We start from the raw sequence: 18,850 nt of genomic DNA on the forward strand, positions 1-18,850 counted from the left end.
GAACGAAAGGGTTCGCAATGGCCGAAAATCCTCTGATCCATGACAGCGACGCGGGTATCGAACGTTTGCTGGAAATCATGCGCCGCCTGCGCGACCCGGAAACCGGCTGTCCGTGGGATATCGAACAGGATTTCGCCACCATCGCCCCCTACACCATCGAAGAGGCCTATGAGGTCGCCGACGCCATCGAACGCGAGGCCTATGATGAGTTAAAGGGAGAGTTGGGCGACCTGCTGTTCCAGTCCGTTTTCCATGCACAGATGGCCGAAGAGGCCGGACATTTCAGCTTTCAGGACGTAGTGCGCACCATGTCGGACAAGATGGTCGACCGTCACCCGCATGTATTTGGCGACGAATCCCGCGACAAGTCGGCCGAACAGCAGACAGTGGATTGGGAAACCATCAAGGCCGCCGAACGTGCGGGCAAGAAACAGAAAGGCGCGCTGGACGGGGTCGCAGCGAACCTGCCTGCTCTGCTGCGCGCCCACAAGCTGCAGAAACGCGCCGCCCGTGTGGGTTTCGACTGGCCCGACGCCAGCCATGTGCTTGCCAAGATCACCGAAGAAGCCGCCGAGTTGGAAGAGGCGCGCAACAGCATGGACGCCGACGCGCTGGAGGACGAATTCGGCGATCTGCTGTTCGTGATCGTCAATCTGGGCCGCCATCTGGGGATCGAGCCCGAGGCCGCCCTGCGCCGCACCAATGCCAAATTTACCCGCCGGTTTGAACAGGTTGAAGCACGGCTCGCTGCGCGCGGAAAAACCCCATCGCAGAGCGACTTGGCCGAGATGGACGCGCTTTGGGACGAGGTAAAAACCGAAGAACATCGCGCCAACGGCAAACTCCCGCCTGTGGATGCCGCAACCGGGGCCTGAAACCGCTGGACAAGAACGGTGACACTTGCGAGTGTCCGCGCTTCAAGACCCCGGAGGAAGAGCATGGCACCCCGCAAAATCATCATCGACACCGACCCCGGACAGGACGACGCCGTTGCTATTCTGCTGGCGCTAGCCAGCCCCGAAGAGATCGATGTACTGGGGATCACCGCCGTTGCCGGCAACGTGCCGCTGGAGCTGACCGCCAAGAATGCCCGTATCGTCTGTGAACTGGCCGGGCGCACGGATGTTCCGGTCTATGCCGGTTGTGATCGTCCGCTGAACCGCCCTCTGGTCACGGCGGAACATGTGCACGGCAAGACCGGGCTGGACGGCCCTGTCCTGCCCGACCCGCAGATGCCTTTGGCCGAGGGCCACGCGGTTGATTTCATCATCGACACCCTGCGCGCGCATGAGCCGGGGACGGTGACGCTCTGCCCGCTGGGACCGCTGACCAATATCGCCACCGCCTTTCAAAAAGCGCCCGACATCATCGACCGGGTTCAGGAAATCGTGCTGATGGGTGGGGCGTATTTCGAGGTTGGAAACATCACTCCGGCAGCTGAATTCAACATTTACGTTGACCCCGAAGCCGCTGAAATCGTGTTTAAATCCGGCATTCATATCGTGGTGATGCCGCTGGATGTAACCCATGATGCGCTGGTCACCAAACACCGTAACGAGGCCTTCCGCGCGCTGGATTCCAATGTCGGCCATGCGGTTGCCGAGATGACGGATTTCTTCGAACGGTTCGACATAGAGAAATACGGCTCTGAGGGCGCGCCGCTGCACGATCCTTGCGTCACTGCTTATCTGATCCGGCCCGAGCTGTTCTCGGGCCGTCACATCAACGTCCAGATCGAAACGCAGTCGGAGCTGACCATGGGCATGACCGTCGCCGACTGGTGGCGCGTCACGGATCACGAGCCCAACGCCATGTTCATGGGTGAAGTTGACGCCGATGGATTCTTTGACCTGCTAACAGAAAGGCTGGCCCGCCTATGAGCGCCGCACTAAAACTCGCCCGCCCCGAAGACCTGGACCGTCTGATGGGGCTGGTAACCGCCTTTCACACCGAGGCAGGTATCGAGCAGGATATCGATCAGACCCGCAACGCACTGGCCCCATTGCTTGAAGGCATCCCCCACGGATGCATCTACCTGATCGGACCAGGCCGCGCGCCGTTGGGTTACATCGTTCTAACCTTCGGCTGGTCGGTCGAATTTGGAGGTATGGACGGTTTCGTAGACGAGATTTACATCCGCCCCGCCGTCCGGGGCCGAGGCATCGCGACCGAAGTGCTTTTAGACCTGCCGAAAGCTCTTGCCGGTGCTGGTCTGACCGCTCTGCATCTCGAGGTCGATCGTACCAACGAGGCCACGCAGAAACTGTATCTGCGCACCGGCTTCAGACCGCGTGAGCGTTACATGTTGATGAGCCGAAAGCTCTGATACACGTCCCCATCACAATCGCATTGATCCATGATCGGCTAAATTACTTCTACCGGGATTCACCGCGGAAGACGTACGTGGGCATTCCCATATCGTGAACCGGATCATTCGCAGACACCGGATCGCCGGTGATCGGGTAAGTGCCCGGCCCTGAACAGGCCGCCAAGAAAACAGTGCTGATCACTGAGGCTACGAGAAGGAATTTCGAACCAGTCATGGTGTGCTCCTTTCTGTAATGCAGCCAGAATACGTCAGCTCAATTTGATACAAATAGGAAAAAGTTCACACATAACTTGATTTATGTCGGCCCAAAGCCCCCTTACCGAAAAAGTGACTACCTTTTTAGGACGTTACACAATCAAAATTTTCTATGTTTTTTTCGGTCTCGGCCCGCTTTAGCCAAGCTTGTCGGCCAGATTCGCGAAATCTTTGGCGACAATGTCCCAGTTCCCTTCGGCGCGCAGATCATGGGATTGGAACGGCCCGTGCTCGGTCGGGCGGGCCACAAAAGCGGATTTCAAACCAGCCTGCCGGGCCGCGTACAGGTCATCATTATGCGCGGCGACCATCATGACCTGATCGGGGCTCAGACGCAGCGCGGCACAACTGGCCAGATAGACTTCTGGCTTTGGTTTGTAGTCGCGGGCAATCTCGGCCCCGAGAATGCAGTCCCAAGGAAGGCCGCCATACTTCGCAAGCCGGGTCATCAACGCGATTGAACCGTTGGAGCACGGCGCGATGATCCTATTGTGCTTTAACGCCTGCAATCCCGGGACCACGTCGGGCCACGGGTCCAGCCTTTCCCATGCAGCCGTCAGATCCGCGGGATTTGGAACGGTAACGCCAAACCGGGTGGCGACAACTTCAAGGTTCTCGCGGTGCAGATCGTCCAACGACACATAGCCCCTGCCCCCTTCCCGGATGGCCGCCATCGAGGGTTCGTACTCGGCCCGCCACGCATCGGCGAAGTCAAAGGCGTCCAAATCTGGCAGAACCGCAGCCACTTCGCGCGCGATGGAACTGCGCCAGTCAACGCAGGTACCGAACACGTCAAAGATCAGCGCTTCTACCATGGCTTGGCCCTCATCCTGACATGCCCTGCCCGGTGTCAGGCAGGGCTGTTCTTACCGGATCAGCGCTTCAGGATTGAAGCTCCGGCATATTCCGCAACCTCGCCCAGCGATTCCTCGATGCGGATCAGTTGGTTGTACTTGGCCAACCGGTCCGACCGCGCCAGCGAGCCGGTCTTGATCTGACCACAGTTGGTTGCCACGGCCAGATCGGCAATGGTGGCGTCCTCGGTTTCGCCCGAGCGGTGCGACATGACGTTAGTATAACGTGCACGGTGCGCCATATCGACAGCACGCAGGGTCTCGGTCAGCGAACCGATCTGGTTCACCTTGACCAGCATCGAGTTGGCACAGCCACGCTCGATCCCTTCGGCCAGACGTTCGGGGTTGGTCACGAACAGGTCGTCGCCCACCAGCTGCACCCGGTCACCCAGAGCGTCGGTCAGTGCCTTCCAGCCGTCCCAGTCATCCTCGGACATGCCGTCTTCGATCGAGATGATCGGATAGTCGTTGACCAGCGCCGCCAGATAGGCCGCGTTTTCGTCCGAGGTCAGGGTCTTGCCCTCACCCGACAGAATGTATTTGCCGTCTTTGTAGTATTCGGTCGCAGCGCAATCCAGCGCCAGGTGGATTTCCTCACCCGGCTTGTAGCCTGCCTTTTCAATGGATTTCAGGATGAAATCCAGCGCTTCGCGGGTCGAGGCGATGTTTGGGGCAAAACCGCCCTCGTCGCCAACACCGGTTGCCAGCCCCGCGGCCGACAGCTCTTTTTTCAGCGTGTGGAAGACTTCGGACCCCATGCGGACCGCCTCGCGGATATTCGCGGCCGAGGTCGGCATGATCATGAATTCCTGAATGTCGATCGGGTTGTCGGCATGCTCACCACCGTTGATGATGTTCATCATCGGCACCGGCAGAACGCGGGCCGAGGTGCCGCCGACATAACGGTACAGAGGCTGAGTGGTGAAATCCGCCGCAGCCTTTGCGGTCGCCAGAGAGACACCCAGAATTGCGTTTGCGCCCAGACGACCCTTGTTCTCGGTCCCGTCCAGTTCGATCATCGCCTGGTCGATGGCAACCTGCTCAGTCGCGTCAAAGCCCACCAGTTCTTCGGCGATCTCACCGTTCACGGCAGCTACGGCTTCAAGCACGCCCTTGCCCATGTAGCGGCTTTTGTCGCCATCACGCTTTTCCACTGCTTCATAGGCACCGGTCGAAGCGCCCGAAGGCACAGCGGCGCGGCCCATGGTGCCGTCTTCCAGGATCACGTCCACTTCGACCGTCGGGTTGCCCCGGCTATCCAGAATTTCGCGTGCGTGAATGTCGATGATGGTGCTCATGAGGCCCGTCCCTGTGGCTGAAATCAGTTGCACGCCTCATAGCATCACCGGGTAAAAAGTAAACCGGCCATGTTATCGCTAACAGGTATATAATCGAAGCTTTAGGGCTAACAGGTTCCTGTTTGCGCCAACGTGCGACGATCCGTCAGGCCGCGACAGCCAGTTCACGGGCCAGCTTGCGCTCTCGGATAAAGGTGTACATGCCCGACCCCATGATCAACGTCGCCCCGGCGAAGGTCAGGAAATCAGGACGCTCCCCGAACATCAGCATCCCCGCCATAATCGAAAAGATCAGCCGCGTGTAGCGGAATGGCATCAGCGCCGAAGCCTCGCCGATCCGCATGGCGGTAACGATGCCGTAATAGCCCAGAACACCAAATCCGACGGCGCCCAGGTACGGGCCGATCTGCGCCGATTGCAGCGGGGTAACGGGTTGCGCCGAAAACACCATCAGCGCCAAACCCGACACGGCCACCGCAAAATAAGCCTGCAAAGCCACCACCGAAGACGCGACCCGCGGATCGAGCTTGCGGGTGATCAGGTCCCGCGCGGCGATGGCGATCACGGTTGCCACAACGAACAGAGAGTCGGGCTGGAACCCTTCGAAACCCGGCCGAATGATCATCAAAACACCGATGAAGCCCAGCCCGACGGCGCTCCAACGCCGCCAGCCGACCTTTTCACCCAGAAACAGCGCCGCGCCCATGGTAACGGCCAGCGGCATCGCCTGAAACACGGCAGCCACGGTGGACAGGTCCACCAGCGACAGAGCGGTCACGAAAGTCAGCGCCCCGACCATCTCGGTCGCGGCACGGGCCAGCGGCAAAGGCTGCCACGCCACGGGGTCAAAGATACGTTTACGGGTGGCCACAGCCAAAATCGCAAACAGAAAACCACAGACCACACCCAGAACAACCATGATCTGGCCCGTAGGCACCGTGACCGACAGCAGCTTGATGAACATATCCTCAAGCGCAAAAGCAGCCATCGCGCCGACGACCAGCAAAATGCCGTTTACGTTATTCATGGTCATTTCCGTAAATTCCAGCGGCCCAAATCGCCGCCCCTTACGTCACCCAATACGCAAGACACCCGCTCTGGCAAGTATTATCAGGCCAGAATACATGATTTCCCGTGGGCCTGACGTTCGCGTTTTGTGATGGATCAGTCCTGATCCAGCGGCACGCCGTACAGTTCCAGCCGGTGGCCTTTCAGCTTATAACCCAGCTTGGCCGCGATTTTTTCCTGCAGCGCCTCGATCTCGGGATCGACGAATTCGATCACTTCACCCGATTGCATGTCGATCAGGTGATCGTGGTGGTCACGCTCGGCATCTTCATAGCGTGCGCGACCGTCCCCGAATTCCAGGCGTTCCAGAATCCCGGCCTCTTCGAACAGTTTCACGGTGCGGTAGACGGTGGCGATGGAAATCCCCGAATCTACTTCAGACGCGCGGGAATACAGCTCCTCGACATCCGGATGATCTTCGCTTTGTTGCAAAACCTGCGCGATCGTGCGGCGCTGGCCGGTCATGCGCAGGCCTTTAGCTTCGCAACGGGCGATGATCGTGTCGGACATATGTGATCCCCAGAGTAGTTCGGGTTTCTGTCTTAATACGTCTGGAGGGCTGGCGCTACCGCGGAATTGCGGTTTCCCGCACCACTCGCAGATCGGCCCAGATCGGTAAATGGTCCGAGGCGATATGCGCCGGCCGCGCGTCGTGGACACCATGCACCACAGCCTCAAGCCCCGCGCCCAGCGCGATCCGGTCCAGCGCCCCCAATGGCTGTGCCGCCGGAAAACTGGGAACTGGCGGCAAAAAGCGCATGTCCGGGGCCAGATGATCCAACACCGGCTGGCGCGACCATTCGTTGAAATCTCCGGCCCAGACGGTGGGCATCTGGTCCAGATCATCGTCGAAACGACGGATATGGGTGATCTGCTGGCGCCGGGACACAGGCAACAACCCCAGATGCATTCCCATCACCCGCAATGGCCCGATATGGGTGTCGAACTCCACCCGCACTGCCCCCCGAGGCTCCAGCCCCGGCAGGTCGTGGTGACCGGTCCGCCGTACCCGGATCGCATCCCCGCGCCAGATCACCGCGTTGCCGTGCCAACCCAGACTGCCCGCCCCACCCAGATCGACAATCTGCCACCCGGCCTCATCCAGCATGAAATGCGGCAAGGCGGCGGGCCGCGGCGGCAAGCGTTTGTCGGCCTCTTGCAGCACCACGATATCCGCCTTCATGCTGTCGATAACCTGCATGATGCGTTGCGGTTGCCGCCTGAAATCGAGGCCAACACATTTCTGGATGTTATAGCTGGCGATGCGCAGGGTTGAGGTTTGGGTCATGGATGTCCTGTGATTGGCATGAAGCGGTGCGCGGCTATCCGATTACTCTCAAAACTGCGTAACCATCAAATTGACGGGCTCGCCCCCTTCGGCAGAGGAGGCATGGCCTGTTCCGGTGACATCTTCCGCCCAGAACAGATCACCGGCGGTAAAGTCGCGGACTTCCCCCGACCCTGCCTGAACGCGAAACGTGCCCGACAGAACCGTTGCAAGCTGCCGCTTGGGAGAACGATGCGGCACTCCCTTCCACCCGGCGGGCAACGTTAGGAAGACAAAACGCGAGGCATCATACGCGTCCGACGCATAGAATGGTGCGGCAGGCGGGGCGAAGGTCTTCAGGTCCAGATCAACGTCCCGGTCTTCAAAATACGAAACGCCTTCTGCGTCTTCCAGCAATATGGAGTAGCGCATTCTGTGCTCCCTAATTCAATTCTGATTAGTCCCCTGAACCACCCATTATGCAGCATTCTGTGTGGATGGTAAGCCGTGGGGCTATGTTATCAGCTTCTTTCCCCCTTTAGAGGCTTCGCACGCCCATCTTTTGATTACTGCGGCCTTTAGGTTCCGCAAAACGTCGCGTGGACCACTTCCTTTTCGGTCGGAGGATAGGTCAGATCAACCGCCTCGGGTTGGTCGGTGTAGGGCCGCGCCAGAACTTTGGTCAGACGATGGAACGGGGCATAGTCGCCCTGAACAGCCGCCTGTATCATCTGCTCGACCCGGTGATTGCGCGGGATGAAGGCGGGGTTGGCGGTGATCATCACTGCCTGCGGGTCTTCTTCCCTGGCCAGCCGCGCCTGCCAGCCGACGGCCCATTCGTCAAACGCCTCGGGCGTAAGGAACTGATCGCGTGCGTTGTCATCGCACAGCGCCCGGAAGGTATTGGTGAAATCGGCACTGTTATGCGCCATCCGCGTAAGCAGGTCGGTGATCAGGGCTTCGTCGCCGTCCTCCTCCGAATCCAGGCCAATCTTGGCCCGGAACCGCCCCTGCCATTCCTGATGGATCAGCCCCGGCATGGCGTGCACGATCTCAGTGGCTTCTTCGACGGCGGCCTCGGGGTCATCAACCTGCTGGATCAGCGCCGTTGCTAATTGCGCAAGGTTCCACACCGCTATGTCCGGCTGGTTGGAATAGGCATAGCGCCCCATCCGGTCGATCGAGCTGTAGACCGTATTCGGATGATAGCTGTCCATGAAAGCGCAGGGCCCGTAGTCGATGGTCTCCCCGGCAATCGAGCAATTGTCGGTATTCATCACCCCATGAATGAACCCTACGCTCATCCACTGTGCGATCAACCGCGCCTGCGCATCCCGCACCGCGCGCAGCAGGCCCATTGGCCCCTCGGCTTCCGGATAGTGGCGGGCAATAGCGTAGCCCGTCAGTTTACGCAGGTTTTCGGTCTGCCCGCGCCCGGCGAACACCTGAAATGTCCCCACGCGCAGATGGCTTTGCGCCACGCGGGTCAGCACTGCGCCGGGCATCGGGCCTTCGCGCAAAACGATCTCACCTGTCTCTACCGCTGCCAGTGCGCGGGTGGTCGGGATGCCCAGCGCGTGCATCGCCTCGGACACCACGTATTCGCGCAGCACCGGTCCCAGCCAAGCCCGGCCATCGCCCCTGCGGCTGAACGGAGTCGGGCCGGAACCCTTCAGTTGAATATCCCGCCGGATGCCATCGGTGCCGACTGTTTCCCCCAGCAGAACCGCACGCCCGTCGCCAAGCTGAGGGTTATAACTGCCAAATTGGTGCCCTGAATAAAGCTGTGCAATCGGCTCGGCCCCATCAGGCAGAGTGTTACCCGCAAAAGCTTCGGCCATTTCATGTACGTCACCGGGCGTGATACGCAGGATTTGAGCCAATTCCTCGTTAAACGCCACCAGTCGCGGCGCGCGTACCGGTATCGGTGCCTGCCGCGCATAAAAGCTGTTGGGAAGCCGGGCGTAACTGTTGTCAAACGGGATCGTCAGGGTCATGCCGCAAACATATTGCTGAAACACACGAATACCATAGCGGATCGCGCCCCTGCGTGCATAATCGCGCCAAACAACACCGAGGACCCCATGACCGCGCAAGAGATCATCGACCACCTGAACCTGACCCGCCACCCCGAGGGCGGCTGGTTCCGCGAGACATGGCGTGCGGAAAATGAAGGCCGCGCCACCGGCACCTGCATCTATTTCCTGCTGCAAAAGGGTGAGCGCAGCCACTGGCACCGTGTCGATGCGACCGAGATCTGGCTGTATCACGCCGGCGCGCCACTGACCCTGTCGCTCAGCCCCACGGATGACGGCCCGGCGACCGACCACCTGCTGACCCCGGATCTGACCAAAGGCGCACCGCAGGTCATCGTGCCCGAGAGCCACTGGCAATCGGCGCAAACCTCCGGAGATTACACTCTGGTCAGTTGCACCGTTTCACCGGGGTTCGAGTTCGACGGGTTCGTTCTGGCCGAGCCGGGGTTTGATATTGCACGGGAATGAAGAATGGATCACCGCGAACTCATATCGTCGATCCCGCCTGAGGGAAAAGAAAGCCTGCAACGCCGATCAAACACGGCCGGGCTTCGGCACCTTGCCGTGTATTCCGCTGTGCTGGCCGGAACGTCCATGTGTATCGCACTCAAGGTTCCGTTTTGGCCCGTGTTCGTACTACCCCAAGGGGTGCTGCTGGTTTTCCTCTTCACCCTCAGCCATGAATGCACTCATAAGACGCCTTTTCGCAGCGGATGGCTGAATGATGTTGTCGGGCATTTGGTCGCGATCCCCATTGCCCTGCCCTTCACATGGTTTCGATATTTTCATCTGGCACATCACAAATGGACCAATCATCCAGAGAAAGACCCTGAACTTGCGGGTAAACCGCGGCCAGACAACTGGCCTGCGTTATTGGTCTATCTCAGTGGTTGGCCTTATTGGACCGGAATGGCAAAGAACCTGATTCAAAACGTCTTTGGCCAGATCGACGCGCCCTACCTGCCCGCCTCCCAGCATCATGCCATGCGGACCGAGGCGCGGCTGTTGTTGGCTATCTACACCTTCGCTTGTGTCAGCCTGTTCTACACGCCGCTTTTGTTCTGGGTGTGGTTCTGCCCAGTCCTGATCGGGCAACCTTTTCTGCGTCTATACCTGCTGGCCGAGCACGGGCTATGCCCCTCGGTCGCCAACATGCTGGAAAACTCGCGCACCACCTTCACCAACCGAGTCGTCCGATTTCTGGCTTGGAACATGCCCTACCATGCCGAGCACCATGCCTTTCCCAACGTTCCGTTTCACCAGTTACCTGCCCTGCACGACTGGACGCGGTCGCATTTGAAGTCGACTTCTGATGGTTATTCAGAATTCACCGCAGATTACTTGAACTCCCTACAGCGCTAAGCACCCCGCCTCCGACCAGCGCCTTAACTCCTGTCGTTCCCGGGCATGAGGTCGGCAGACCGCGCGCTACGCGCACGGCCAAATAGGCAAAGGCTTGCGCCTCGAGCATGTCCCCGTCCAGACCCACGGCTTCGACCGGTTCGACCGGGCAATCGAGCGACACGCGCAGCATCTCCATCAGAACCGGGTTGTGGCGCCCACCTCCGGTCACCAGCACGCGCGAGGGCGGTTTCGGGCAGTGCTCCATCCCTTGAACCACACCCGCGGCGCACATGCCTGTCAGGGTAGCGACGGCGTCGGCGTCGGATAGCTCCTGTACCAGCCCGATCATCTCGGCAAAGTCGTTGCGGTCCAGTGATTTCGGCGGCATCCGCGCAAAGAAGGGCTCGGCCAGGAACAGCTCCAACGCGCCGGTTTCAACGGTACCGCCACGTGCAACCGCGCCGTCGCGGTCCATCGGCAGGCCAAGCCGGGCCTGCATTAGATCGTCCACCGGTGCGTTTGCAGGACCAGTGTCAAAGGCGAGCAGCGTGCCGGGGATTTCCGGCCCGTCAAAGCTGGGGTCCACATAAGTCAGGTTACCCACCCCGCCAAGGTTCAGGAAACACAGCGGCTCCGTCGCGCCGATCCATTTGGCGCAGGCAAAGTGGAAGAACGGCGCCAGTGGAGCGCCCTCGCCCCCCATCGCCACATCATCGCTGCGGAAATCCCAGACGACCGGCACGCCCAGCGCCTGCGCCAGCCCCTTGCCGTCGCCCACCTGCAACGTACCCCGTCCGCCTGGTTCATGCGCAAGGGTCTGGCCGTGGAACCCGATCAGGTCGATGTCTTCGAACTCCGACAGTGCCTCGGCATGGGCAAAGGTCACCAGTTCGGCCGCCTTGTCCACCGCAGGTCCGTGCCAGTGGCCAAGGGCAGCGCGCAGATCGGTGCGTTCGGCCTCGGAATAAGCGCGGTAGCCACTGGGCCCGAAACCGATGATCCGGTGCCCGTCCGTTTCGACCACGGCTGTATCCACACCGTCCAGCGACGTGCCAGACATCGCACCCAAGGCCTTGATCGGCCCGCCTTTCCTGATCGCCCGGTTCACGCTCACCTCTTATGTTTCTTGGCATCGACTGCGCGACGCGGCGCGCCAAACCTGCACGTTTCACGCGGCCCAAGGCAAGACGGAACGCACCTTCCGCGTGTATTTTTGACATCATGTGCGCGCCTGCAACCACATCGTCACAGTCGGAACAGTTGCACGAAAGCCCGGGCTGAGTAACCATTGCGGTCATCTGCATGCCAAACGGACAACCATGACGGACACACAGACACCCAAGCAACCCGCCGAAGGGCGCAATTATCAGCTGATCTTCTGGTCCGGGTCGCTGGCGACGATTGGCGGGCAGTTGGTGAACCCCAACCTGGTGCTGCCGTTTCTATACTTGGCCTTGGGGGCACCGACGTTTTTTGCGGGATTGCTGCTGCCGTTTGTGACCGGATCGCGACTGATCGCCGAGATATTTATGTCTCCGTTCATCAATCGGGTGACCCGCGCGAAACTGGCGGTTTACGTGCCCAATATCCTGACCGCCGCGATTTTGGCCATCGTCGCCCTGTTCGCGACCGATCTACCCAATGTGATGATCGTGCTGCTGTTCCTGACGACCGCTTTGATCATGGGGCTGTGTCAGGGCATCACCAGTCTGGGCACCAGTCAGATCTACGGCATCTCTGTCCCCAATGAGAAACGCAACCGGATGGTGTTCGCGCAGGCCACGATCTCGGGCATTCTGGCCATCCTTGTCGTCTGGATAACCCGAGACCTTCTGGCCTCAGACCAGCCGATGCAACGCCACATTGTTGTCCTATGGTGCGGGGTCATTGCGATGTTCGCCGCCGGGATCAGCTTTGCCGGTGTCCGCCTGCTGGAAGAGGAACAGGCCCGTGCGCCTGCGCCAGCGGAAAAACCCAAACCGCTGGCCGAACTGGTGACCGGGTTCAAAACCGGCATGGCCTATGCATGGTACCGCAAGTTCCTGACCGCCCGGCTGATCTTTGTCTCGGTGGAACTGGCGATGCCGTTCTACACCATCCACGCCGCGACTTTCCACGTGGGGACCAAACACGCGCTGAGTTACTTCGTCATGGCGGCCAGTCTGGGGATGGTGCTCGGCTCGATCATCTGGGGTTGGCTCAGCGGGCGAATATCGGTCAAGCCGGTGATGTGGCTGGGCTGTCTGATCTCAGCCGTTTCGGCCCTCATGGCGCTGGCCTTCACCTTCATGGGCTATGCGCAGAACGTCTGGATTTATGCGTTGGTCATTTTGCTGCTGTCGCTGGGCGGGAACGGAGTGATCTATGGGCGCTACCTCTACATCATCGAAATGACCTCGGAAAAGGAACGCCCCTATCTGGTGGCCCTTGGAGATGTCAGTGCCGGTCTGGTCGGCATGGTCTTTGCCGCAATCCTTGGCGCGGTGGCGCATCTGCACGATCCGGTGACACCGATCCTGGCGTTGGCGGCGCTGAACCTGATCGCCATGCTCTATGCCTTCCGCTTGCCGCCTACCAAAAGCTGACACAGGCCCGCGTTATGTTGGAAAAGGTGCCTTTTCCTTACCCACCGCGCCCCCTATACAGTGCCCGCAACTTCAACCCAAAGGGCACGATATGACCTACCATCCCAAATCGGATTTCATCGCCACGATGATCGAGCGCGGCTTTCTCGCCGACTGCACCGATTATCAGGGCCTTGACGAAGCGCTGATGAGTGGATGCAAGCCGGCCTATATCGGCTTTGATGCAACGGCCAAGTCGTTGCATGTGGGCAGCCTGATCCAGATCATGATGCTGCGCTGGTTCCAGAAAACCGGCCACCAGCCGATCACCCTGATGGGCGGCGGCACCACTAAGGTGGGCGACCCGTCGTTCCGCGCGGACGAACGCCCGCTTCTGGGCCCCGAACAGATCGACGAAAACATCGCGGGCATCAAAAAGGTGTTCTCGGCCTATATCGACTATGACAGCGACGCCGAGAACAAGGCGCTGATGCTGAACAATGCCGAGTGGTTGGACGAGTTGAACTACCTCGACTTTCTGCGCGATATCGGACGGCACTTCTCGGTCAACCGGATGCTGTCGTTTGAATCCGTGAAATCGCGGCTGGATCGTGAACAGTCGCTGAGCTTTCTCGAGTTCAACTACATGATCCTGCAAGCCTATGACTTCCTTGAGCTGAACCGCCGTTACGGCTGCGTTCTGCAGATGGGCGGTTCGGACCAGTGGGGCAACATCGTCAACGGTATCGACCTGACCCGCCGCGTGCTGGATCACGAGATTTATGGCCTGACCTCGCCCCTGCTGACCACCAGCGACGGCAAGAAGATGGGCAAGTCTCAGGACGGTGCGGTCTGGCTGAATGCTGACATGCGCTCGCCCTATGAGTTCTGGCAATTCTGGCGCAACACCACCGATGCGGATGTCGGGCGGTTCCTGAAGCTCTACACCGAAATGCCGGTGGATGAGTGCGACCGTTTGGGTGCGCTGCAAGGGTCCGAAATCAACGAGGCCAAGATCCGTCTTGCCAATGAAGTGACTACCCTGGCCCACGGCGCTCAGGCCGCGGCAACCGCCGAAGCCACGGCACGCGAAGTGTTCGAAAAAGGCGGCGTTGGGGGCGATCTTCCGACCCTGACGCTCAGCGTTGATGAGTTGGGCGACGGCATGTCCATCGTTCAGATCATCGTGAAATCGGGTCTGGCGAAGTCGGGGAAAGAGGCCAAGCGCCTGATCGCCGAGAATGGCGCCAAGCTGGATGACGCGCCGCTGACCGATGCCGGGATGATGATCGACGCAGGAGCGTTGTCGTCTCCGATCAAGCTGAGCGCGGGCAAGAAGCGCCACGCGCTGGTACAACTGGGCTGATCTACACTCGATCCGAAAGAATGACGGCCACCCGATTGGGTGGCCGTTGTCGTTTTCCGTATTGCGGTTTCAAACCACCGCGGGTCGAGCGATTGCTACCTATTCAGTTGCCGTTACTGCCGCCGTTTCCGTAACCACCGCCACCGGACCCGTTTCCGTTATTGCTGCCACCGTTACCGGTTCCGGGGCCGGATCCACTGTTATTTCCTCCGCCGTTACCAGGGTTCCCGTTATTTCCGTTCCCGTTGCCGGGGCCGCCATTGTTGCCACCGTTGCCGTTGCCGCTGCCTTGGCCTCCACCATTGCTGCCGCCGTTGCCGGAGCCGCCGCCACCGTTGCCAGAGCCATTACCCTGACCGTTGTTGCCGCCGCCGTTGCCGGTTCCTGGGCCGGATCCACCATTGTTTCCTCCGCCATTGCCGGAGTTCCCGTTATTTCCGTTCCCGTTGCCGGGGCCGCCATTGTTGCCACCGTTGCCGTTGCCGCCGCCGTTGCCACCGCCACCGCCGTTGTCACCGCCACCGCCGTTGTCACCGCCACCGCCGTTGCCACCGCCACCGCCGTTGTCACCGCCACCGCCGTTGTCACCACCGCCGCCGCCGTTGTCACCACCGCCGCCGCCGTTGTTGCCGCCGCCGCCGTTGTTGCCGCCACCGCCGTTGTTGCCGCCGCCGCCGTTGTTGCCGCCACCGCCGTTGTTGCCGCCGCCGCTGTTGTTGCCGCCGCTACCAGGGCTACCACTCCCGGTCCCTACCTGATCTCCGTCTCGATCTTCACCGTCTCGTGAAGCCGTAGTGACGATCGATCCGGTGGCAAAATCTGTCAACAATGTGGCCAATCCCGGGCATTGTTCACCAGTTGCGGCAAGAGTTGATTCGAAGTCCGACCGTCTTTGCAATTGTTTCAGAAAGCTTGGCGTCACGTGCGTGCAATCGCAAAGGGTCTGAAAGTCCCCGTTATTGGCTGCAATTCGCGCTGTTCTTGCGTCACAGACCTCTGGCGCCGCTTGCGCGGAAGTCACCATCAAAGCTCCTATGAACGGAGTGACCACCAATACAGAAACATTGGATTTTCGCTTAATTCGCATCACTAAACTCCTTGCGCCTTAACACCCAGGTGCGTCAGGGTTTTCGGTTACAAAGTGGGAGGCGCAGATGAAGCGCAGGTAAGGACCCGCTAAAGATGCGTTAATGTGGGCTCGCCACCACTCATTACAAACAAACACGGCACTAGTTGTGACGGTGCTTACAGCTGCAATATACAACATCTATCCGCACCGCCATATGAAAAGTGGCAAAACCGTGTCAAAATTATGAGAGGCAGCCTTAATGCAACTATCTACTTCATCCGCAATCATCACTGGTGGCGCGTCGGGTCTAGGTGAAGCCACCGCCCGCTATTTTGCCGAACACGGCGCGCAGGTCACGATACTGGATCGCGACACTGAACGCGGCCCCATAGTTGCGGATGAGATTGGCGGCCACTTCGCCCAAACGGATGTCACAGACGAAGCCTCGGTCGCGGCGGCGATTGCGCATGCGTTGGACAAGATGGGCCGGATCACGGCCGCGGTGAACTGTGCCGGCATTGCCTATGGCATCAAGACGGTCGGCAAAGATGGCCCCCACCCTCTGGACGCGTTTCAGCGCACGATCGATATCAATCTGGTCGGCACCTTCAACGTCTCGCGCCTGGCTGCGGCCGAGATGGCCAAGAACGACCCCGAGCCCGACGGCGCGCGCGGGGTGATCATCAACACCGCCTCGATCGCGGCGTTCGACGGGCAAAAGGGACAAGCGGCCTACGCGGCCTCGAAAGGCGGCGTGGTGGGGATGACGCTGCCGATGGCGCGCGATCTGGCCTCGACCGGCGTCCGGGTGATGACCATCGCGCCGGGCATTTTCATGACACCGATGCTGGCCGGCCTACCCGAAGAGGTGCAGCAGCAACTGGCCGCTGACGTTCCCAACCCTGCCCGCTTGGGCGACCCGAGTGAATACGGACGGCTGGCCGGGTTCATCGTCGAAATGGGATACCTGAACGGAGAGGTCATCCGCATCGACGGCGCTCTCCGGATGCGGTAGATCCGGCACATGACCGAGCGGGAGAAAATGCAGGCCGGGCAGCGGTATTGCTGCCTGGACCCGGAACTGGACGCCCTGCGCGCGCAAGCTCGGCGCGCAGTTCACGCGCATAACACTTGCCCGCCCGATGACCGCGGTGCAATGGCACCGGAATTGCGAGACCTGTTCGCCGATGCGGGAAGTGATTGTTTTCTAGAGGCCCCGTTCCACTGCGCCTATGGCATGAACATCCATCTCGGCGCACGGGTCTATTTCAATGCAGGATGCGTGGTTCTGGACACCGCGCCGGTGCGGATCGGAGACGACACGATGTTCGGCCCGCACGTTCAGATCTATTGCGCTCAGCACGCCAAAGACCCGGCTGAGCGGGCGCAGGGGCTGGAAATCGGTCTGCCTGTGACCATAGGCCGGAACGTCTGGGTTGGCGGAGGAGCCATCCTGATGCCCGGCATCACCATCGGTGACAACGCGACTATCGGCGCGGGCAGTGTCGTGACCAAAGGCGTCGTTGCCGGAGAAACGGTGGTGGGCAACCCTGCCCGACCGATGCCCCGGCCCTAAGCGCCCTCAGCCTTTTCTTCCAACGTCAACCACTCTTCCTCGGCGGCGGTCAGTTTTTCCTGCCGCTCGACCAGAGCTTCGGTCGCCTTCTGGAACTTGACCGGCTCGCGGGTGAAGAGTTCGGGGTCGGACATGAGTTCTTCCAGCTTGCCGATCTCGGCCTCAAGGCGTTCGATCTCGGCGGGCAATTTCTCAAGCCGATGCTTTTCCGAGAAGGACAGGCCGGATTTCGGTTGGCTTTCCTGCTTTACCTTCGGCTTGGAAGTTTTTGCTTTTTCTTCCTTCTTCGGAAGAAGATCGCCCCGCTGCGCGATATAGTCCGACCATCCGCCTGCATAGACAGTGGCGCGGCCATTCCCCTCCATCGCGATGGTCGTGGTGGCGACGCGGTCCAAAAAATCCCGGTCGTGACTGACCAGCAGGACGGTGCCGTCATAATCGTCCAGCAGTTCCTGCAGCAGGTCGAGTGTCTCGACATCCAGATCGTTTGTCGGTTCGTCCAACACCAGAAGGTTCGAGGATTTGGCCATGAGCTTGGCCAACAGCAGACGCGCTTTTTCACCCCCCGACAGGGACTTAACGGCCGCTCTTGCCTGTCGTTCGTCGAACAGAAATTCCTTGAGATAGCCGACCACATGTTTGGGCTGACCCCCGACCATCACCTGATCGGCCTTGCCGGACACGCGCATCTCGGGGTCACCGGTCAGGCTGTCCCAAAGGCTCATCTCGGGGTCGAGCTGCGCGCGGGTCTGGTCGAACACAGCGATCTCAAGATTGGTGCCCAATGACACCGAGCCCTCATCCGGCTGTTCCTGCCCCAGCAGCATCTTCAGCAGCGTCGTCTTGCCCACGCCGTTGGGGCCGACAAAGGCCACGCGGTCGCCGCGTTGTACCAGCAAATCAAAGTTCCGCACGATCTGCTGCGCGTCAAAAGACTTGGCCAAGCCCTTGGCCTCAATCACCTTTCGCCCGGATTTTGGCCCGGCCTCCAGCGCCATTGCGGCTGAACCCTGCCGTTTGATCTGCGCCGCCTTTTCGGCCCGCAGCGCCTGCAGCGCCCGAACCCGGCCCTGATTGCGTTTGCGCCGGGCGCTGATGCCCTCCACGGCCCATTTGGCCTCGGACTTGATCAGGCGGTTCAGCTTGTGACGTTGTTGGTCCTCTTCTTCCCAGACCTTGTCGCGCCAGGATTCGAACGCCTCGAACCCCTGCTCTTGCCGCCGCACAGCGCCCCGGTCGATCCACAGCGTCGCGCGGGTCAGCGCGCGCAAAAACGCGCGGTCGTGTGAGATCAGAACAAAGGCCGCGCGGGTCGATCCCAGCTCGCGTTCAAGCCACGCGATGGCCTCGATATCCAGATGGTTGGTCGGTTCGTCCAGCAACATCAGGTCCGGTGCCTCGGCCATCAGCTTGGCCAGTGCCGCCCGTCGCCGTTCCCCGCCCGAAGCAGTTTCGACCGCACGCGAGGGATCAAATTTCAGCCCTTCACCGGCACGTTCGACCTTGTAAAGCTCACCCGGCTCCAACCCGCTGGAGGCATAGTCGCCCAGCGTGGTGAACCCTTCCATTGTCGGGTCTTGCTCCATGTAGTCGACGGACTTGCCCGGAGGCACCACGATTTCGCCGTGATCGGGTTCAACCAGACTGGCCATCACTTTCATCAGCGTGGATTTACCGGACCCGTTCCGCCCGACCAGCGCCACGCGGTCACCCGGTTGAACCACCAGATCAAGCTCGGAAAACACCGGCTCGCCCCCGAAGGTCAGGGAAATACCAGACATCTGCAACAAAGGAATTCTCGCCATGCCCGCCAGCTAAACCGGC

Annotated in this window: 20 protein-coding genes; 10 read left to right on the forward strand and 10 right to left on the reverse strand. The window is 60.3% G+C overall.

Annotated elements, in window-relative coordinates:
- The first annotated feature begins 17 nt into the window (after window positions 1-17).
- The 3 genes from mazG (at window position 18) to GOX63_RS03950 (ending at window position 2,326) form a co-directional block, all read left to right on the forward strand.
- Window positions 18-875 (forward strand): nucleoside triphosphate pyrophosphohydrolase, encoded by an 858-nt coding sequence (mazG, locus tag GOX63_RS03940; protein WP_170545043.1) that lies wholly within the window; start codon window positions 18-20, stop codon window positions 873-875.
- 63 nt (window positions 876-938) lie between these two features.
- A complete protein-coding gene (locus GOX63_RS03945; RefSeq protein ID WP_170544827.1) occupies window positions 939-1,880 on the forward strand; it encodes a nucleoside hydrolase in 942 nt (313 codons plus the stop codon).
- Window positions 1,877-2,326, forward strand: a complete 450-nt coding sequence (locus GOX63_RS03950; protein ID WP_170325192.1) for a GNAT family N-acetyltransferase — start codon at window positions 1,877-1,879, stop codon at window positions 2,324-2,326. The genes GOX63_RS03945 and GOX63_RS03950 overlap by 4 nt, the downstream gene beginning before the upstream one ends.
- Before the next feature lie 49 nt (window positions 2,327-2,375).
- On the opposite strand, the gene GOX63_RS03955 is transcribed toward GOX63_RS03950, so the two are convergent.
- From GOX63_RS03955 to GOX63_RS03990, 8 genes are all read right to left on the reverse strand, one after another.
- Window positions 2,376-2,543 (reverse strand): hypothetical protein, encoded by a 168-nt coding sequence (locus GOX63_RS03955; protein ID WP_170325193.1) that lies wholly within the window; start codon window positions 2,541-2,543, stop codon window positions 2,376-2,378.
- A 178-nt stretch (window positions 2,544-2,721) separates the two neighbouring features.
- Entirely contained in the window at window positions 2,722-3,399 is a 678-nt protein-coding gene (locus tag GOX63_RS03960) for a haloacid dehalogenase type II (protein ID WP_170544830.1), read from the reverse strand.
- Window positions 3,400-3,458: 59 nt separating this feature from the next.
- Complete coding sequence (gene eno / locus GOX63_RS03965; protein WP_170544833.1) at window positions 3,459-4,736, reverse strand: phosphopyruvate hydratase; 1,278 nt, start codon at window positions 4,734-4,736, stop codon at window positions 3,459-3,461.
- A 145-nt stretch (window positions 4,737-4,881) separates the two neighbouring features.
- Window positions 4,882-5,763: a DMT family transporter gene (locus GOX63_RS03970; RefSeq protein WP_170544836.1), complete on the reverse strand. Its 882-nt coding sequence runs from the start codon at window positions 5,761-5,763 to the stop codon at window positions 4,882-4,884.
- A 137-nt stretch (window positions 5,764-5,900) separates the two neighbouring features.
- Entirely contained in the window at window positions 5,901-6,314 is a 414-nt protein-coding gene (locus tag GOX63_RS03975) for a Fur family transcriptional regulator (protein WP_170325197.1), read from the reverse strand.
- Between the two features lie 55 nt (window positions 6,315-6,369).
- Window positions 6,370-7,092: an endonuclease/exonuclease/phosphatase family protein gene (locus GOX63_RS03980; protein WP_170325198.1), complete on the reverse strand. Its 723-nt coding sequence runs from the start codon at window positions 7,090-7,092 to the stop codon at window positions 6,370-6,372.
- A 48-nt stretch (window positions 7,093-7,140) separates the two neighbouring features.
- Window positions 7,141-7,503 carry a cupin domain-containing protein gene (locus GOX63_RS03985; RefSeq protein WP_170325199.1) on the reverse strand — a complete coding sequence of 121 codons (363 nt, stop codon included), beginning with the start codon at window positions 7,501-7,503 and terminating at the stop codon, window positions 7,141-7,143.
- A gap of 146 nt (window positions 7,504-7,649) precedes the next feature.
- A complete protein-coding gene (locus GOX63_RS03990) occupies window positions 7,650-9,068 on the reverse strand; it encodes a protein adenylyltransferase SelO (RefSeq protein WP_170325536.1) in 1,419 nt (472 codons plus the stop codon).
- Between the two features lie 87 nt (window positions 9,069-9,155).
- Between GOX63_RS03990 and GOX63_RS03995 the strand changes: the two genes are divergently transcribed.
- Both GOX63_RS03995 and GOX63_RS04000 read left to right on the forward strand, forming a co-directional pair.
- Window positions 9,156-9,575, forward strand: coding sequence for a cupin domain-containing protein (locus GOX63_RS03995; RefSeq protein ID WP_170544839.1), 420 nt, complete (start codon window positions 9,156-9,158; stop codon window positions 9,573-9,575).
- Between the two features lie 3 nt (window positions 9,576-9,578).
- Window positions 9,579-10,469 carry a fatty acid desaturase gene (locus GOX63_RS04000; protein ID WP_170544842.1) on the forward strand — a complete coding sequence of 297 codons (891 nt, stop codon included), beginning with the start codon at window positions 9,579-9,581 and terminating at the stop codon, window positions 10,467-10,469.
- Here the strand turns inward: GOX63_RS04000 and GOX63_RS04005 are convergent.
- On the reverse strand, window positions 10,435-11,559 hold the full coding sequence (locus GOX63_RS04005) for an anhydro-N-acetylmuramic acid kinase (protein WP_170544844.1): 1,125 nt from the start codon (window positions 11,557-11,559) through the stop codon (window positions 10,435-10,437). The genes GOX63_RS04000 and GOX63_RS04005 overlap by 35 nt on opposite strands.
- 211 nt (window positions 11,560-11,770) lie before the next feature.
- Here GOX63_RS04005 and GOX63_RS04010 point away from each other — a divergent pair, with 211 nt between their 5' ends.
- The 5 genes from GOX63_RS04010 (at window position 11,771) to GOX63_RS04030 (ending at window position 17,026) form a co-directional block, all read left to right on the forward strand.
- Window positions 11,771-13,036 carry an MFS transporter gene (locus tag GOX63_RS04010; RefSeq protein WP_170325203.1) on the forward strand — a complete coding sequence of 422 codons (1,266 nt, stop codon included), beginning with the start codon at window positions 11,771-11,773 and terminating at the stop codon, window positions 13,034-13,036.
- Window positions 13,037-13,127: 91 nt separating this feature from the next.
- The gene (gene tyrS, locus GOX63_RS04015; RefSeq protein ID WP_170325204.1) at window positions 13,128-14,381 is read left to right on the forward strand and encodes a tyrosine--tRNA ligase; all 1,254 of its coding nucleotides are present in this window, start codon (window positions 13,128-13,130) and stop codon (window positions 14,379-14,381) included.
- A 46-nt stretch (window positions 14,382-14,427) separates the two neighbouring features.
- Window positions 14,428-15,168: a hypothetical protein gene (locus GOX63_RS23655; RefSeq protein ID WP_217356181.1), complete on the forward strand. Its 741-nt coding sequence runs from the start codon at window positions 14,428-14,430 to the stop codon at window positions 15,166-15,168.
- Between the two features lie 541 nt (window positions 15,169-15,709).
- On the forward strand, window positions 15,710-16,465 hold the full coding sequence (locus tag GOX63_RS04025) for an SDR family NAD(P)-dependent oxidoreductase (protein WP_170325205.1): 756 nt from the start codon (window positions 15,710-15,712) through the stop codon (window positions 16,463-16,465).
- A 9-nt stretch (window positions 16,466-16,474) separates the two neighbouring features.
- Window positions 16,475-17,026, forward strand: a complete 552-nt coding sequence (locus tag GOX63_RS04030; RefSeq protein WP_170544848.1) for a sugar O-acetyltransferase — start codon at window positions 16,475-16,477, stop codon at window positions 17,024-17,026.
- Here the strand turns inward: GOX63_RS04030 and GOX63_RS04035 are convergent.
- On the reverse strand, window positions 17,023-18,831 hold the full coding sequence (locus GOX63_RS04035; RefSeq protein WP_254435849.1) for an ABC-F family ATP-binding cassette domain-containing protein: 1,809 nt from the start codon (window positions 18,829-18,831) through the stop codon (window positions 17,023-17,025). The genes GOX63_RS04030 and GOX63_RS04035 overlap by 4 nt on opposite strands.
- Window positions 18,832-18,850 lie beyond the last annotated feature (19 nt).

The sequence above is a fragment of the Ruegeria arenilitoris genome (genome assembly GCF_013031355.1).
Lineage (GTDB): Bacteria > Pseudomonadota > Alphaproteobacteria > Rhodobacterales > Rhodobacteraceae > Ruegeria > Ruegeria arenilitoris_C.